Annotated in this window: 13 protein-coding genes and 1 other RNA gene; 9 read left to right on the plus strand and 5 right to left on the minus strand. The window is 68.9% G+C overall.

Annotation, left to right across the window (positions count from 1 at the left end; all coding sequences use genetic code 11):
* Positions 1-19: 19 nt before the first annotated feature.
* Entirely contained in the window at positions 20-652 is a 633-nt protein-coding gene (locus A5713_RS20980) for a cyclopropane-fatty-acyl-phospholipid synthase family protein (RefSeq protein ID WP_068098242.1), read from the plus strand.
* Positions 653-654: 2 nt separating this feature from the next.
* Here A5713_RS20980 and A5713_RS20985 read toward each other — a convergent pair whose 3' ends face one another.
* On the minus strand, positions 655-1,365 hold the full coding sequence (locus tag A5713_RS20985; RefSeq protein ID WP_068098243.1) for a 2OG-Fe(II) oxygenase: 711 nt from the start codon (positions 1,363-1,365) through the stop codon (positions 655-657).
* A 102-nt stretch (positions 1,366-1,467) separates the two neighbouring features.
* On the opposite strand from A5713_RS20985, the gene rnpB reads away from it, so the two are divergent.
* An RNA gene (gene rnpB, locus A5713_RS20990) (RNase P RNA component class A) lies at positions 1,468-1,868 on the plus strand.
* A 93-nt stretch (positions 1,869-1,961) separates the two neighbouring features.
* Here the strand turns inward: rnpB and A5713_RS20995 are convergent.
* The 3 genes from A5713_RS20995 to panB all read right to left on the minus strand — a co-directional run bounded on the left by A5713_RS20995 (position 1,962) and on the right by panB (position 5,783).
* Positions 1,962-3,500: a CYTH and CHAD domain-containing protein gene (locus A5713_RS20995; RefSeq protein WP_067921482.1), complete on the minus strand. Its 1,539-nt coding sequence runs from the start codon at positions 3,498-3,500 to the stop codon at positions 1,962-1,964.
* Positions 3,501-3,611: 111 nt separating this feature from the next.
* On the minus strand, positions 3,612-4,793 hold the full coding sequence (locus A5713_RS21000; protein ID WP_067921496.1) for a cellulase family glycosylhydrolase: 1,182 nt from the start codon (positions 4,791-4,793) through the stop codon (positions 3,612-3,614).
* A gap of 144 nt (positions 4,794-4,937) precedes the next feature.
* Complete coding sequence (gene panB / locus A5713_RS21005; protein ID WP_068098256.1) at positions 4,938-5,783, minus strand: 3-methyl-2-oxobutanoate hydroxymethyltransferase; 846 nt, start codon at positions 5,781-5,783, stop codon at positions 4,938-4,940.
* A gap of 211 nt (positions 5,784-5,994) precedes the next feature.
* Between panB and A5713_RS21010 the strand changes: the two genes are divergently transcribed.
* From A5713_RS21010 to A5713_RS21040, 7 genes are all read left to right on the plus strand, one after another.
* Positions 5,995-7,551, plus strand: coding sequence for an alpha/beta hydrolase (locus A5713_RS21010; RefSeq protein ID WP_067921484.1), 1,557 nt, complete (start codon positions 5,995-5,997; stop codon positions 7,549-7,551).
* 107 nt (positions 7,552-7,658) lie between these two features.
* Positions 7,659-9,221, plus strand: coding sequence for an alpha/beta hydrolase (locus A5713_RS21015; protein WP_156751967.1), 1,563 nt, complete (start codon positions 7,659-7,661; stop codon positions 9,219-9,221).
* Between the two features lie 91 nt (positions 9,222-9,312).
* Complete coding sequence (locus A5713_RS21020; RefSeq protein ID WP_068098244.1) at positions 9,313-10,650, plus strand: glutamine synthetase family protein; 1,338 nt, start codon at positions 9,313-9,315, stop codon at positions 10,648-10,650.
* A 64-nt stretch (positions 10,651-10,714) separates the two neighbouring features.
* Complete coding sequence (locus A5713_RS21025) at positions 10,715-13,711, plus strand: bifunctional [glutamine synthetase] adenylyltransferase/[glutamine synthetase]-adenylyl-L-tyrosine phosphorylase (protein ID WP_068098245.1); 2,997 nt, start codon at positions 10,715-10,717, stop codon at positions 13,709-13,711.
* Complete coding sequence (locus tag A5713_RS21030) at positions 13,708-14,352, plus strand: PaaI family thioesterase (protein ID WP_067916868.1); 645 nt, start codon at positions 13,708-13,710, stop codon at positions 14,350-14,352. Before A5713_RS21025 ends, A5713_RS21030 begins: the two co-directional genes overlap by 4 nt.
* Positions 14,349-15,209, plus strand: a complete 861-nt coding sequence (locus tag A5713_RS21035) for a TIGR03619 family F420-dependent LLM class oxidoreductase (RefSeq protein WP_068098246.1) — start codon at positions 14,349-14,351, stop codon at positions 15,207-15,209. The genes A5713_RS21030 and A5713_RS21035 overlap by 4 nt, the downstream gene beginning before the upstream one ends.
* Before the next feature lie 131 nt (positions 15,210-15,340).
* Entirely contained in the window at positions 15,341-15,769 is a 429-nt protein-coding gene (locus tag A5713_RS21040; RefSeq protein ID WP_231980570.1) for a GNAT family N-acetyltransferase, read from the plus strand.
* Between the two features lie 4 nt (positions 15,770-15,773).
* Here A5713_RS21040 and A5713_RS21045 read toward each other — a convergent pair.
* On the minus strand, positions 15,774-16,024 hold a 251-nt coding region (locus A5713_RS21045), incomplete at its 5' end, for a GNAT family N-acetyltransferase (protein WP_156751747.1).

A 16,024-nucleotide genomic window follows, 5' to 3' on the forward strand; every position in this document is an offset into this window, starting at 1 on the left:
AGCTGGGCAAGCTCGCGGTATGGAAACTTCATGCAAACCTGATGACGCCCAGCGGTTCTGGGAAGAGCGTTACCGATCGACCGACCGGGTGTGGAGCGGGCGGGTCAACCCGCGCCTCGCCGAGGTGGCTGCCGACTTGCCTGCGGGCCGGGCTCTGGACCTGGGCTGTGGGGAGGGCGCTGACGCGTTGTGGCTCGCCGAGCGTGGGTGGCAGGTGGTGGCGGTCGACGTCTCGGCCACCGCGCTGCAACGCGCGGCGGAGGCGGCGTCGGCGCGAAACGTGGACGGGCGCATCGACTTTCAGCTCCACGATCTCAACGAGAGCTTCCCGGACGGGATGTTCGACCTGGTATCGGCGCAGTTTCTGCACTCGCCGGCCCGGCTGGACCGCGACTTCGCGCTGCGGCGGGCGGCCGAGCATGTGAGCCCCGGCGGTGTGCTGCTGATCGTCGACCACGCGGCAGCCCCACCGTGGGCGGAGCACCACCACCACCACTCCTTTCCCACGATCGACGAGGTGCTCGCATCGTTGCGGCTGGACAACGCCTGGACCCCGGTGCGGGCGGAGACGGTGGAACGGGAGGCGGTCGGACCCGACGGACAAGCCGCGGCCCTGCGGGACAACGTGATGGCTCTGCGGCGCGTCGGATAACCTCAGGCCGCGTCGTGGAAGATCAGCCCCAGGGCGTAGCGTTCGCCGGAGCGCACCACCGACACGCCGTGCCGCACCGGCGCCGCGGACCAGCCGCGGCTGGAGGCCACGGGCCGCTCGCGGGTGGTGAACACGAATCCATGCCCCTGCGGCAATTGCGTTGTCATGCCGCGGGATTGGGCCCGCAACCGCTGTTCGACGAGCAGAAATTCGCCGCCGGTGTAGTCGGTGCCGGGCTCGCTGAGGTTGATCACCACCTGCAGCGGAAACACCAAGTCGCCGTAGAGGTCTCGGTGCAGGGCGTTCCAGTCGCCCGCGCCGTACTTCAGCATCAGCGCGGTGGGCCTGGTTTGGCCGGCGGCGTGGCAGATCGCCAGCCAATCGTCCAGACCGTCGGGCCAGGGCGCGTCGCGGCCGAGTTTGCCCCACCAGTCGCGGGCGATCGGCAGCAGCCGCGGGTACAGCGCGTGTTTGAGCTCGTCGATCGGGTCGGGATAGGGTGCCCGGAAGTAGCGATACTGCCCGGCGCCGTATCGCTTGGGCGCCATGTCGATGGTCGAGCGGAACAGGCTGTCGTCGTTGTAGAGCTTGCGGAGCCGCGCCGCTTCGCTGGTGGTGACCAGCCTCGGCAGTAGCGCCCCGCCGTCTTCGTTGACCGTGCCGGCGATGGCGTCCCAGTCGCCGGAGTCGACGCGCTTCTTCCACCGGGACATCTGGCGCCCTTTCGTGTGCCTGTCTGCGAGGTCCACGATAGAGCCGGCGTGCGAGGTTGCTGGCAACGGCATCGCGCAGGTAGTAGCCTGGATCGTCGCGGACGAGTTGGCCGGGCGGCCGCGGACCGCCGCAAGGCGGTTCGAGGAAAGTCCGGACTTCACAGAGCGGGGTGATTGCTAACGGCAATCCGAGGTGACTCGCGGGACAGTGCCACAGAAAGCAGACCGCCACCCTCGCGGTGGTAAGGGTGAAACGGTGCGGTAAGAGCGCACCAGCATCCCGGGTGACCGGGGTGGCTAGGCAAACCCCACCCGAAGCAAGGCCAAGAAGGCCGCACCGGAAGGTGCGGCCGCGCAGGCGTTCGAGGGTTGCTCGCCCGAGCCTGCGGGTAGGCCGCTCGAGGCACCCGGCGACGGTGTGTTCAGATGGATGGTCGCCGCCGCGCATCTTCGGCTGCCGGAGGTGCGCGGAACAGAATCCGGCTTACAGGCCAACTCGTCCGCCCCGCTTTAGGCATCCGCGAAACTGTATTCCGCGACGCGTTCGCCGAGTAACCCCGTCGCCCGTTACAGTCTCGCGGGGTTGAGCGCCCCGCTCAGCCGGCCTTGTGCACCGCCTTGGCGAGCTTGCGCAACGCGTCGTCGAGCTGCTGTTCGCAGCGCTCGGCCAAGTCGGCCTCCTGCTGATACAGCAGGCCGTAGGTGAAGGTGTCCTCGCCGGCGGCGTGCGCGGCTTCGGATTCGTGGCGCAGATGTTCGCGGCTGACCACGCTGTCCTGATGGTCGCCGAGCAGCGACTGAACGGCCTTCGCCTGCTCGGACACCCTGTCGGCGCCGGTGGCCGCGGCGGTGTACCGAAGTCGCTTGGCCCGCTTGCGAATCCGGTGGATCGATTCGTCACGCGCGTGATGGTCCTCCGGGTGTTCGCCGGCCACCTGGGCGGCGGCTTTGGCGGCCTTGCGAACCTTCTTGTAGGCGGCGTCGATGGTGACCGGCGGGTGCTCTTCGCCGGGCGCGGCGGCCGGGGGTTGCGCCGCTATCGCATCGAGGGCGTCGAGCAGACGGAAGTAACGCTGCGACCGCATGGCGATCAGCGACCGACGCAGCCCGGTCTGATAGCGGCGCTGCGCGCCGCCGACCAGACGCTCGTGCACCGGACCGCGCACCAAATCCGGTGTGAGGCCGTCCAGTTGGCGCTCGTAACGCTCCGCAAGGACTTCGGCGTCGCGCGCAATGCCGAGAATGCCGGCGAGCTCGCGCAGTTCGTCGAGCACCCACCCTTCGTCGGGTAACCCGAACGACTCCTGGTAGTCGCGCAACAGGCTGCGCAGCTTGCGGGTGGTGACCCGCATCTGGTGAATGGAATCGAACGCGTCGGCGCGTACCGCGCGATCCCACACCAAGAGTTCGCGGATCTGATCGGCCACCGCGCGCTGCAACGGGTGCTCGGCGGCCGGCGCGCCGTCGGGCTGCGGCGTCGTGCCGAGTACCCGCGCCAGCTTGGAGGCATGACCGGCCGGTGCGGCGCCGGCGTCGAGCAGCCGATTGCCCAACCGGTTCAACAGCTCGGTGTCCGGCGCCCCATTCGTCTCGACCAGTTCCAGCTCCCACTCGCGCCACTCCTGCTGGGTGGGCTCCACGTCGGGGTCGTCGGAAGCGCGGGCCGACCAGGCGGTGACGTGGTCGTTGCAGAACTCCGCCAGGGGCGTGTCGTCGGCCGCGTACAACACCTGGGTTTCACGCTGGGTGGTGATGCGGGCGACCGGTTCGAGCGGACGGTCGCGCACGATCGCCAGCACGATGTCCACCAGCTCCTCCGGCACGGTGTCGGGCCCGCCCGGGCCCGAGGTGTCCAGCGGCGTCCGGACTTCGGTACGCGCCTCTGGCCCGGCCGGCAGCTTCAGGTGCCATCCCGCGTCCGAGCCGCCGCTGCGGCGGCGCAGGGTGATCTTGTTGCGGGCGAGGTCCTGTGCGGGGGTGTCGAAGTACGTCGCGTCCAGTGTCTGAGTGGGCGACTTCTCGACGTGCGCCACCGCTGCGATGCCTTCGAACGAAGGTGACACGGTGGACTCGCCGACATCGAACTTGCGCTCCACCTCGCGATGGCGCGAGGTTTGTGGCGCTTTTGCAGGCATTTTCGGCTCCGTTGAGGGCGCGTCGTCGCGGCCGTGAAGGGATAATGGGTTCTCCTAGCCTGCCATACCGCGGTGACGCGAATGGCGGCGCCGGCAGCTACCGGCGCGGCGTTACGGCGGCGGCGGCGAGTCTTCGCGGAGATGCAGCGCCAGGCCGCTCAGTTCGCGGATCGTCTGGATCTCGGGCTCGCGGAACGGACGTCCGTCGGGCGCGAGCAGATCGTGGAACCACACCGCGGGCATGGCCGTGTACGGGTGCTCCCAGGAGTCCCACGGAAAGAAGGTCTGGGTCTTCCCCGCGACCAGCCCCCAGTTGAACGCCCCGACGTTGTAGCGCTTGGCGATGGGCAACACGCCCGGGATGGTGCTGCCCAACGGCCGGGCCATGTACTCGGTGCACAGGATGGGGCGCCCGTAGGGGACAAGCTCGTTGATGCGGGTCTCAAACCACGCCGGCTTGTCATAGGAGTGGAACGTGATCACGTCGGAGTTGTCGAGCTGAATGCCGCTGATCGCGCTGCGGCGTCCCGGGTCTGCCCACTCGCCCTGCCACACGGCGCTCGTCAATGGTTGACAGGGATCTACCGCGCGTGCCCACTCGAACACCTGCGGAAGCAGGTTCGCGACGACGGCTTGTTTGTCTTTCCTCTCGACGGCGCGATATTGGTGCGAGGGATTATCGGGCTCATTCCACAGATCCCAGCCCAAAATGCGGTCGTCGTTGCGGAACTGGGTCAGCACTCCGGTGACATAGTCATGCAGCGTGCGGGCATAGTTGGGATCATCGATGCGTTGCGCGCCCGGACTTTGCACCCAGCCGGAGTTGTGGACGCCGGGCCTCGGCGGGCGCTGCGGACCTGCTTGCGGGAGCGGATCCCAACAGGAGTCAAACAAGACGAAGAGCGGCTTGATGCCGTGCCGGGCCACGATGTCGACGAACTGCGCGAGACGGCCCTGGAACCCTTGATAGTCCTGCGCCCAGAGCAGGTCGTGCAGGAACACCCGGATCGTGTTGAACCCGGCTGACCGGGCCCAGCCCAGCTCCGTATCGATGCGCTGCGGGTCGTAGGTGTCGGCCTGGAACATCTCGAGCTGGTTGATGGCGTTCGACGTGATGTAGTTCGCGCCGACCAGCCAACCTTGAGCCCGGTACCAATTACTGGCCCGGTCTGGTGACCACGGGCTCGATTTCGGCGAGGTGGGGGGCGGTTGCGCGGCCGCGCGAGGTGCTCGGGCCAGTGCAGCGCCCCCTGCCAATGCCAGCGGTATCTTCAGCACCGTTCGACGGTGCACGAAGTCACCATGAATCGCCCGGTCGATCGGTTTCACCCTTGCTCTCGGAGTAGAGACCTCATCCAAGAACAATCGTACCGGCCTGCCACACAAGGATTTTCGGAATTGACAGGATCCGGTGGGCGAAACGTCTAGTCGCGCCCGTCAGAAGCAGTGCTCGTCGGCGGGAAAGACCCCCTCCGCCACCTCTTTCGCATATTGCCTTGCGGCCCGGCGCAATTCCCCGCCGACGTCGCCGAACCGCTTCACGAATCGGGCGGCCTTGCCGCTGCTGACCCCGGCCATGTCCTGCCAGACCAGAACCTGGCCGTCGCAGTTCGGGCCGGCCCCGATTCCGACGGTCGGGATGGTCAGCTTGCCGGTGATCTGGGTGGCCAGTTCCGCCGGCACCATCTCCATGACGACGGAGAACGCCCCGGCTTCGGCGACGGCGATCGCGTCGGCGACGGTCTGTTCCGCGGCGTCACCGCGGCCCTGGACCCGGAAGCCGCCCAGGCTGTTCACGCTCTGCGGCGTGAACCCGATGTGCGCCATCACGGGGATCCCCGCCGCGGTCAGGCAGGCGATCTGCTCGGACACCCGCTCGCCGCCCTCGAGCTTGACGGCGTGGGCGCCGCCCTCCTTCATGAACCGGGTGGCCGACGCCAGCGCCTGGGCCGGGCCCGCCTCGTAGCTGCCGAACGGCAGGTCCGCGACGACCAGGGCGTGACGCGCCCCGCGCACCACGCCGCGCACCAGCGGGATCATTTCGTCGATCGAGACCGGCACCGTGGTGTCGTAGCCGTACACGACGTTGGCGGCCGAGTCGCCGACCAGCAACACCGGAATGCCCTCCTCGTCGAAGATGCGGGCGGTCGAATAGTCGTAGGCCGTGAGCATGGCCCACTTGTGCCCTTCGGCCTTCATCTTCTGCAGGTGGTGGGTGCGGATTTTGATGAGCGGCTGCGCCTGTTCGGACGTGCCCGCACCATAGACGTTCTGCTCAGACATCATTGTCCTATTGGTGGTGGTCGGGTCGATCCTCGTGGCCCTCAACGGGTCCCCGGGTTCGTCTGACGGTGCCATTCTGCCATCTCTTCCGCGCAGTCGCACCGTCCGGGTGATGTGAGACATGCCATGCGCGGGGCTCGCGGCCGGCCGGTAACCGCTCGGCGGTGCCGCTCACGAGAATCTCAGCTTCCCTCTGGCAGCATATGTTGGCATGGGTCTGTCTCGCCGCGGCAAGTTCGCGCGCATGCTGCTGGTTTCGACAACGGTTGCTGCCGTGGCGCTCCTGGTCGGGGGCTGCGTTCGCGTCGTCAACGGGCGCGCCCTGCTGGCCGAACCCAAGCTGGGGCAGGCCGTGGAATGGACACCGTGTCGGTCATCCAACCCGAAGGCCAAGATCCCCGCGGGCGCGCTGTGCGGCAAGCTCGCAGTGCCGGTCGACTACGACCACCTCGACGGCGACGTGGCCACGCTGGCGATGATTCGCTTCCCCGCCACCGGGGACAAGATCGGCTCGCTGGTGATCAACCCCGGCGGGCCCGGCGAGTCCGGTATCGAGGCCGCCCTCGGTGTCGTCCAGTCGTTGCCGAAGCGGGTCCGCGAACGGTTCGACCTGGTGGGTTTCGACCCCCGCGGGGTGGGATCGTCGCGGCCGTCCATCTGGTGCAACTCCGACGCCGACAACGACCGGCTGCGCACGGAGCCGAACGTCGACTACAGCCCCGCCGGCGTGGCCCACATCGAGGACGAGACCAAGGAGTTCGTCGGCCGCTGCGTGGACAAGATGGGCAAGAACTTTCTGGCCAACGTCGGCACGGTCAACGTCGCCAGGGACCTCGACGCGATTCGCGCGGCGCTGGGCGACGACAAGCTGACCTACCTGGGCTACTCCTATGGCACCCGAATCGGCTCCGCCTACGCCGAGGCCTACCCGGACAAGGTGCGGGCGATGATCCTCGACGGCGCCGTCGACCCCAACGCCGATCCCGTCGAGGCAGACCTGCGCCAGGCCAAGGGTTTCCAGGACGCGTTCAACGACTACGCCACCGAGTGCGCGAAACAGTCGAGCTGCCCGTTGGGCACGGACCCGGACAAGGCCGTCGACGTCTACCACAGCCTGGTCGACCCGCTGGTCGACCCGAACAACCCGATGGTGGGAAGGCCGGCTCCTACCAAGGATCCGCGGGGACTGAGCTATAGCGACGCCATCGTCGGCACCATCATGGCGCTGTACTCGCCGACGTTGTGGCACCACCTGACCGACGGGCTGAGCGAACTGGTCAACCACCGCGGCGACACGCTGCTGGCGCTGGCCGACATGTACATGCGCCGTGACGCGCACGGTCACTACACCAACGCCACCGACGCGCGCGTCGCCATCAACTGCGTCGACCAACCGCCGATCACCGACCGCGCCAAGGTGATCGACGAGGACCGTCGCTCGCGGGAGATCGCGCCGTTCATGAGCTACGGCACCTTCACCGGCGACGCCCCGCTGGGCACCTGCGCGTTCTGGCCGGTGCCGCCGACGAGCAAGCCGCACACCATCTCCGCGCCCGGCCTGGCCCCGACGGTGGTGGTATCGACCACCCACGACCCGGCCACCCCCTACAAGGCCGGGGTCGACCTGGCCAACCAGCTGCGCAGTTCGCTGCTCACCTACGACGGCACCCAGCACACGGTGGTGTTCCAGGGCGACGGTTGCATCGACAACTACGTCACCGCGTACCTGGTCGGCGGCACGACGCCGCCCAGCGGCGCAAAGTGCTAGGGCGCGTACGGGTCTGACGTCGAGCGCAATCGCACACTCGGTGCGGGTCGCAGACGAGATCAAGGCGTAACCGTTTTGCGCCATTTCGGGAACCCGAGGCTGACACGATGACTGCCATGTCGCGCCTGAGACCGTTCAGTTCGGCGCTGGTGTCATTCGGGCTGTTGGCCGCGCAATCGGTGGTGGGACCGGCGGTCGCGGGCGCCACCCCGGAGCCGGGTTCGGGGCAGAGTCCCGCTCCGAGGCCGTCGTCCGCAACCCCGCAGACGTGGGGGAGTTGCGGTCAATTCGCCACCGACACAAGCGATGTCCCCACCGCGCAGTGCACCACCGTCTCCGTTCCGGTCGACTACGACAACCCGGGAGCGGGGCAGGCCAGGCTGGCGGTGATCCGCGTGCCGGCCACCGGCCAACGGATCGGTTCGCTGTTGGTCAATCCGGGCGGTCCCGGCGGGTCCGCGGTCGACATGGTGGCCGGCATGGCGCCGGATCTGGACGGCACGCCCATTCGGCGCAACTTCGACCTCGTCGGCTTCGACCCGCGGGGGGTGGGGCATTCGACCCCGGCGCTGCGCTGCCGCTCGGACGCCGAGTTCGACGCCTACCGGCGCGAGCCGATGGTCGACTACAGCCCGGCCGGTGTGGCGCACATCGAACAGCTGTATCAGCAGCTGGCCCGGCAGTGTGCGAGCCGCATGGGACCCGGGTTTCTGGCCAACGTCGGCACCGCCTCGGTGGCGCGCGACATGGACATGGTCCGCCAGGCGCTGGGTGACGACCAGATCAACTACCTCGGCTACAGCTACGGCACCGAGCTGGGCACCGCGTACCTGGAAAAGTTCGGGGCCCACGTGCGGGCGATGGTGCTCGACGGTGCGATCGACCCGACCGTCGGCCCGGTCGACGAGAACGTTCAGCAAATGGCGGGATTTCAAACCGCTTTCAACGACTACGCCACCGACTGCGCCCGCTCGGCGGGCTGCCCGCTGGGCACCGACCCGGCCCAGTTCGTCAACCGCTACCACGCGCTGGTCGACCCGTTGGTCGCCAAGCCCGGTCGCACGTCGGACCCGCGTGGCCTGAGTTACGCCGACGCGACCACCGGCACCATCAACGCGCTCTACACCCCGGCGCACTGGAAATATCTGACCAGCGGCCTGCTCGGCCTGCAGCGCGGCACCGACGCCGGTGACCTGCTGGTGCTCGCCGACGACTACGAGGGCCGCGACCGCGGCGGTCATTACACCAACGATCAGGATGCGTTCAACGCGATCCGTTGCGTCGACGCGCCGTCGCCGACGGATTCGGCGAGCTGGGTCTCGGCCGATCAACGGATTCGCCAGGCGGCGCCATTCCTCAGCTACGGGCAGTTCACCGGGGCCGCGCCCCGCGATCTGTGCGCACTGTGGCCGGTGCCCGCGACGTCGACGCCGCACGTCGCGGCGCCCGCGGCGCCGGGCAAGGTCGTCGTCGTCTCCACCACGCACGATCCGGCCACCCCGTACCAGGCCGGGGTCAACCTGGCCCGCCAGCTGGGCGGCCCGCTGATCACCTACGACGGGACGCAGCACACCGCGGTGTTCAACGGGGACCAGTGCGTGGACGGCGCCGTGATGAGGTACCTCGTCGAGGGCACATTGCCGCCGCCGGGCTACCGATGCCAGTCCTGACCGCACTGAGCAGCTTGTTTGCAATGTTGGCAATTGTTCCGATCGCGCGTCGGTAACACAGAATTAACAGCTGTTGCCTACTGTTTCGGTTATGGATCGCCAGAAGGAATTCGTCCTCCGCACGCTGGAGGAACGGGATATCCGCTTCGTTCGGCTGTGGTTCACCGACGTGCTCGGTTTCCTCAAGTCGGTCGCCATCGCCCCAGCCGAACTCGAGGGTGCCTTCGAAGAGGGCATCGGCTTCGACGGATCCTCGATCGAGGGCTTCTCGCGGGTCTCGGAATCCGACACCGTGGCCAACCCGGACCCGTCGACCTTCCAGGTGCTGCCCTGGGCGTCCGGCGGACACCACCACTCGGCGCGGATGTTCTGCGACATCACCATGCCGGACGGCTCGCCGTCCTGGGCGGACCCGCGACACGTGCTGCGCCGCCAGCTGCAGAAGGCCAACGACCTCGGGTTTTCCTGCTACGTCCACCCCGAAATCGAGTTCTTCCTGCTGCAGCCCGGCCCCAACGATGGCTCGGTGCCCGTCCCGGTCGACAACGCGGGCTACTTCGACCAGGCCATCCACGACTCCGCCTCGAACTTCCGCCGCCACGCGATCGAGTCGCTGGAGTTCATGGGCATCTCGGTGGAGTTCAGCCACCACGAGGGTGCGCCCGGCCAGCAGGAGATCGACCTGCGCTTCGCCGACGCCCTGTCGATGGCCGACAACGTGATGACGTTCCGCTACGTCATCAAGGAGGTCGCGATCGAGAACGGCGCCCGCGCGTCGTTCATGCCCAAGCCGTTCGGGCAGCACCCCGGCTCGGCGATGCACACCCACATGAGCCTGTTCGAGGGCGACGTCAACGCCTTCCACAGCCCCGACGACCCGCTGCAGCTGTCCGACGTGGGCAAGTCGTTCATCGCCGGCATCCTGGAGCACGCCTCCGAGATCAGCGCGGTCACCAACCAATGGGTCAACTCCTACAAGCGGCTGGTGCAGGGCGGCGAGGCGCCCACCGCGGCGTCGTGGGGCGCGGCCAACCGGTCGGCGCTGGTGCGGGTGCCGATGTACACACCGCACAAGACGTCGTCGCGGCGCATCGAGGTGCGCAGCCCCGACTCGGCCTGCAACCCCTACCTGACGTTCGCCGTGCTGCTGGCCGCCGGGCTGCGCGGGGTGGAGAAGGGCTATGTGCTGGGACCCCAGGCCGAGGACAACGTCTGGGACCTCACCGCCGAGGAGCGGATCGCGATGGGCTACCGCGAGCTGCCGACCAGCCTCGACGCCGCGCTCAAGGCGATGGAGGCCTCCGAGCTGGTCGCGGAGACATTGGGGGAGCACGTTTTTGACTTCTTCCTGCGCAACAAGCGCACGGAGTGGGCCACCTACCGCAGCCACGTCACACCGTACGAGCTGAGCACCTACCTGTCGCTCTAGCAGGCGCCGCGCTCACCGGGGTGCCCGCCTTTCCCCGGCAACGCAGGCGGGTTGCGATACCGTCGTGGTCGTGACCAAACCCGCGACGCAGCGCCCCCGGCTGCCCAGCGTGGGCCGGCTCGGCCTGGTCGACCCCCCGGCAAGCGATCGGCTGACGCAACTGGGTTGGTACGACCACGACGACCAGGCGCACGTCGACCTGCTGTGGTCGCTGTCGCGCGCACCCGACCCCGACGCGGCGCTGCGTGCCCTGATCCGGCTGGCGGAAAACCCCGACACCGACTGGGACGAGCTCAACGCCGCGCTGCTCACCGAACGCCCGCTGCGCGGGCGGCTGTTCGCCGTGCTCGGCTCGTCGCTGGCCCTGGGCGATCACCTGGCCGTTCACCCGCAGTCGTGGAAACTGTTGCGGGGCAAGGCCAAACTGCCCACGCACGACGAGCTGCGCGCGGCCTTCACCCGATGCGTCGACGAGGCGTCGGGCGATCCCGGGACGGTCGTGGCGCGCCTGCAAACCCTCTACCGCGACCAGCTGCTGGTGCTGGCCGCGCTCGACCTGGCGGCGACGGTGGAGGACGAACCGGTGCTGCCGTTCACCGTGGTGGGGGCCCAGCTGTCGGACCTGGCGGACGCCGCGCTGTCCGCCGCCCTGCGGGTGGCGGAGATGAGCGCGTGCGGCGACCGCACGCCGCCACGGCTGGCCGTCATCGCGATGGGCAAATGCGGTGCCCGCGAACTGAACTACGTCAGCGACGTCGACGTCATCTTCGTCGGCGAGCGGGCCGACGCCCTCACCACCCGGCTGGCCAGCGAGATGATGCGGGTCGCCTCGGCGGCCTTCTTCCAGGTCGACGCCGGGCTGCGGCCCGAGGGCCGCAGCGGTGAGCTGGTCCGCACCGTCGGGTCGCACATCGCCTACTACCAGCGCTGGGCGAAGACGTGGGAGTTCCAGGCGTTGCTCAAAGCCCGCGCGGCCGTGGGCGACGCGGAGCTCGGGGAGCGCTACCTGACCGCGTTGATGCCGATGGTGTGGGTGGCCTGCGAGCGCGAGGACTTCGTCGTCGAGGTGCAGGCCATGCGCCGGCGGGTCGAGCAGCTGGTGCCCGCCGACGTGCGCGGCCGCGAGATCAAACTCGGCAGCGGCGGGCTGCGTGACGTGGAGTTCGCGGTGCAGCTGCTGCAACTGGTGCACGGCCGCGGCGACGAGTCGCTGCACGTGGCGTCCACGGTGGACGCGCTGGACGCGCTGGGTCAGGGCGGCTACATCGGACGCGAGGACGCGGCGAACCTGACCGCGTCCTACGAGTTCCTCCGACTGCTCGAGCACCGGCTCCAGCTGCAGCGGCTCAAGCGCACCCACCTGTTGCCGGAGGCCGAGGACGAGGAGGCCGTGCGCTGGCTGGCGCGCGCCGCGCACATCCGCCCCGACGGGCGGCACGACGCCGCGGGCGTGCTCCGCGAGGAGCTGCGCCACCAGAACCTGCGCGTTTCTCAGCTACACGCCAAGCTCTTCTACCAGCCGCTGCTGGAGTCGATCGGCCCGGCCGGCCTGGAGATGCGGCACGGCATGACGTCGGAGGCCGCCGAGCGGCAGCTCGCCGCGCTCGGCTACGAGGGACCGCAGACGGCGCTGAAACACATGTCGGCGCTGGTCAACCAGAGCGGCCGGCGCGGTCGGGTGCAGTCGGTGCTGCTGCCCAGGCTGCTGCACTGGATGTCCTACGCCCCCGATCCCGACGGCGGCCTGCTGGCCTACCGCCGGCTGAGTGAGGCCCTGGCCGGCGAGAACTGGTATCTGGCCACGCTGCGTGACAAGCCTGCGGTGGCCAAGCGGCTTATGCACGTGCTGGGCACCTCCGCCTACGTCCCGGACTTGTTGATGCGCGCGCCCAGGGTGATTCAGGATTACAGCGACGGCACGTCCGGCCCCAAACTGCTCGAGACGGACCTCGCCGCGGTGTCCCGGGCGCTGATCGCCTCGGCCGGCCGCCACCCCGACGCGGTGCGGGCGATCGCCGCGGCCCGCACACTGCGCCGCCGCGAACTGGCCCGCATCGGCTCGGCCGACCTGCTGGGCTTCCTCGAGGTCACCGACGTCTGCCGGGGGCTCACCTCGGTGTGGGTGGCCGTGCTGCAGGCCGCGCTCGACGCGATCATCCGCGCCAACCTTCCCAAGGACGGCCCCGAAAAGGGAAGGGCGCTGGCGGCCATCGCGGTGATCGGCATGGGCAGGCTGGGCGGCGCCGAGCTTGGCTACGGGTCCGACGCCGACGTGATGTTCGTGTGCGAGGCGGCGACCGGTGTCGAGGACTCGGTGGCGATCCGGTGGTCCACGACCGTCGCCGAGCAGGTGCGCACGCTGCTGGGCACGCCCAGCGTCGACCCGCCGCTGGAGGTCGACACCAACCTGCGGCCCGAGGGTCGGCAGGGCCCGCTGGTGCGCACGCTGGGCTCCTACGCCGCTTATTACGAACAGTGGGCGCAGCCGTGGGAGATTCAAGCCCTGCTGCGCGCCCACCCGGTCGCCGGCGACGCGGAGCTGGGCCAGCAGTTCTTGGTGATCGCCGACAAGACGCGTTACCCGGCCGACGGGGTGTCGTCGGATGCGGTGCGCGAGATCCGCCGCATCAAGGCCCGCGTGGACGCCGAGCGGCTGCCGCGCGGCGCCGACCCCAACACCCACACCAAGCTGGGCCGCGGGGGACTGGCCGATATCGAGTGGACCGTACAGCTGCTGCAGCTGCTCCACGCCCACGACATCCCCGCCCTGCACAACACCTCGACGCTGGAATCCCTGGATGCGATCGAGGCGGCCGGCCTGGTTCCCGCCGACGAGGTCGACCTGCTGCGGCAGGCCTGGCTGACCGCTACGCGGGCCCGCAACGCGCTGGTGCTGGTCCGCGGCAAGCCGACCGACCAGCTGCCGGGGCCCGGACGTCAGCTCAATGCGGTCGCGGTGGCCGCGGGCTGGCCGACCGACGACGGCGGGGAGTTCCTGGACAACTATCTACGGGTGACGCGGCGAGCAAAAGCCGTGGTGCGGAAGGTGTTTGGAAGTTGAATCAGGAGGCCGGCGCGTTGGACGCCATATTCGAGGTGCTCGACGCGGCGGAGGCTGACCGAGTCACAGCCCTCTACGCCCCGTTGGCCGACGCGGTGCGCGAACTCGTCGACGCCACCATCCGCACCGAGGTCGACGACGACGTCGTCGACCAGGCGCGCTCCGCGATCGAGGCCGTCACCGCCTCGCTGCGGCAACGGACCCGGCCGGTCGGGGTGAGCTACCGCGTCAACGGCCGCCCGCTGCCGCTGGGTAACGCCGCGATCGGGGTGTGCAATCCGATCGCGCCGCCGATCGTCGTCCACCACGACGGCGGCGGCCGCTGCTGGAGCGAGTTCGTCCTGGGCTCGGCGTATGAGGGTCCGCCCAAACTGGTGCACGGCGGCGTCAGCGCCCTGGTGCTCGACCACATGCTCGGCGAGGCGGCCAGCGAGGGGCTGTCCAAGGCGCGGTTCACCGGAACCATCACGGTGAAATACCTGCGCGGCACCCCGCTGGGCCCGCTCCGTTGCGAGGCGTGGGTCGACGGCAAGGAGGGCCGCAAAGTCTTTGCGCGCGGGACTATTTCGGACGCCGCGGGCATCACCGTCGAGGCCGAGGGCGTCTTCATCGAGCCGGCGTGGGCGCGGGAAGGCCAATGAAGTTCTATATCAGCAGTGCCTTCCTGAACACCCGGGAGATCATCGAACTCGCCAAGGCCGCCGACGAACTCGGCTACGACGGCATCGGGATTCCCGACCACGTCGTCAACCTGGAGACCCTGGACACCCCGTATCCCTACACCAAGGACGGGCAACGCCGTTGGCAGCCGTTCACCGACTGGCCCGACCCGTGGGTCCTGATCGGTGCGCTGGCTCAGGTCACCACGCGGCTCCGATTCGTCACCACCGTCTACATCCCGGCGATGCGCAACCCGTACTCGGCGGCCAAAGCGATTGGCACCGCGGCGGTTCTGGCGGAGGGCCGGGTGGAGCTCGGTATCGGTGTGGGTTGGTGCCGCGAGGAATTCGCGTTGATGGGCGAACAATTCGAGGCCCGCGGCAAACGGACCGACGAGATCATCGACCTGATGCGGGCGTTGTGGCGGCCGGGATGGACGGAGTTCGAGGGCGCGTTCTACCGGGCGCCGCGACTGGAGATGGAGCCGACGCCGCCGCCGATCCCGGTGTACGTCGGCGGGCTCAGCGACATCGCGCTGCGCCGCGCCGCCCGCAACGACGGCTGGATCGGTGACCTGATCAAGACCGAACGCGCCATCGAGGCCGTGGGCCGGTTGCGGGAGATGCGCGCCGAAAACGGGCTTTCCATGGACGATTTCACCATCCTGACGCCGCTGACCGACGCCTTCACCACCGCCGACTACCGGCGCGCCGCCGACGCCGGCATCACCGGCATCATCACCATGCCGTGGATGTTCTACGCCGGGCCGGACGCCTCGTTGGCCGACAAGATCGACGGCATGCAGCGCTTCCGCAAGGACCTGGCGCTTGACGCATAGGTGTGTCGCGCTTTTCGGCGCGCGACACTTAACCTATGGCGACGACACGCCGCAAACGTGCGCCATAGTTTCAGTCTCGCGGGCCCAGATCGCCTGTGGGCGGCTTGTAATCCCTTGCAAGCCTAGAAAGAATGACTGGCATGCCAATCGGCCGGGTGCGCCCGGCGTCTGCGGAGGACGCCGCGGCGTGCCGTGCGATCTATCGCCCGTACGTCGAGGACACGGTGATCAGCTGGGAGATCGACGTCCCGAGCATAAGGGAGATGGCCGCCCGCATCGCCACCGCGCGCGAGGCGCACGACTGGCTGGTCCTCGAACGCGATGGTCGGGTCGTCGGTTTCGCCTACGGTCACGCGCTCCGGCGACTGCCGACCTTCCAGTGGTCGGCCGAGACCGGAATCTATGTCGACCTCGAGCATCACCGCACGGGCGGCGGTCGCCAGCTCTACACGCGGCTGCTGCACCGGCTCAGGGAGCGCGGCTACCGAACGGCTTTCGCGGGCGGTGGCGGCGGATTCGTCGGCGGCGGCGGCGGCTTCGTCGGCGGTGGCGGCGGCTAACCGATCACACGATCGGGTTTGGCGGCTCGTCGGAGTCGGCCGAGCCGACCAGTTCCAGTTGCATCCACGCGACGTCGTGCCAGCGCCCGTCTTTCCATGCGGTGCGCCGGTATAAGCCGGCGTCGTGAAAGCCGAATGACCGGTGAAAGCCGTTGCTGGCCTCGTTCGGTTGCGTGATGCCCGCGAAAGCCGTTCGGTAGCCGCGCTCCCTGAGCCGGTGCAGCAGCCGCGTGTAGAGCTGGCGACCGCCGCCCG

The sequence above is a fragment of the Mycobacterium sp. E2497 genome (assembly GCF_001668695.1).
In the GTDB taxonomy this organism is placed as follows: domain Bacteria; phylum Actinomycetota; class Actinomycetes; order Mycobacteriales; family Mycobacteriaceae; genus Mycobacterium.

What these genes read in the sequence shown, in the direction of transcription:
- A5713_RS20980 (WP_068098242.1), top strand. Translation starts at nt 20, where the DNA reads ATGGAAACTTCATGCAAACCTGATGACGCCCAGCGGTTCTGGGAAGAG.
- A5713_RS20985 (WP_068098243.1), bottom strand. Translation starts at nt 1,365, where the DNA reads ATGTCCCGGTGGAAGAAGCGCGTCGACTCCGGCGACTGGGACGCCATC.
- A5713_RS20995 (WP_067921482.1), bottom strand. Translation starts at nt 3,500, where the DNA reads ATGCCTGCAAAAGCGCCACAAACCTCGCGCCATCGCGAGGTGGAGCGC.
- panB (WP_068098256.1), bottom strand. Translation starts at nt 5,783, where the DNA reads ATGTCTGAGCAGAACGTCTATGGTGCGGGCACGTCCGAACAGGCGCAG.
- A5713_RS21010 (WP_067921484.1), top strand. Translation starts at nt 5,995, where the DNA reads ATGGGTCTGTCTCGCCGCGGCAAGTTCGCGCGCATGCTGCTGGTTTCG.
- A5713_RS21015 (WP_156751967.1), top strand. Translation starts at nt 7,659, where the DNA reads ATGACTGCCATGTCGCGCCTGAGACCGTTCAGTTCGGCGCTGGTGTCA.
- A5713_RS21020 (WP_068098244.1), top strand. Translation starts at nt 9,313, where the DNA reads ATGGATCGCCAGAAGGAATTCGTCCTCCGCACGCTGGAGGAACGGGAT.
- A5713_RS21035 (WP_068098246.1), top strand. Translation starts at nt 14,349, where the DNA reads ATGAAGTTCTATATCAGCAGTGCCTTCCTGAACACCCGGGAGATCATC.
- A5713_RS21040 (WP_231980570.1), top strand. Translation starts at nt 15,341, where the DNA reads ATGACTGGCATGCCAATCGGCCGGGTGCGCCCGGCGTCTGCGGAGGAC.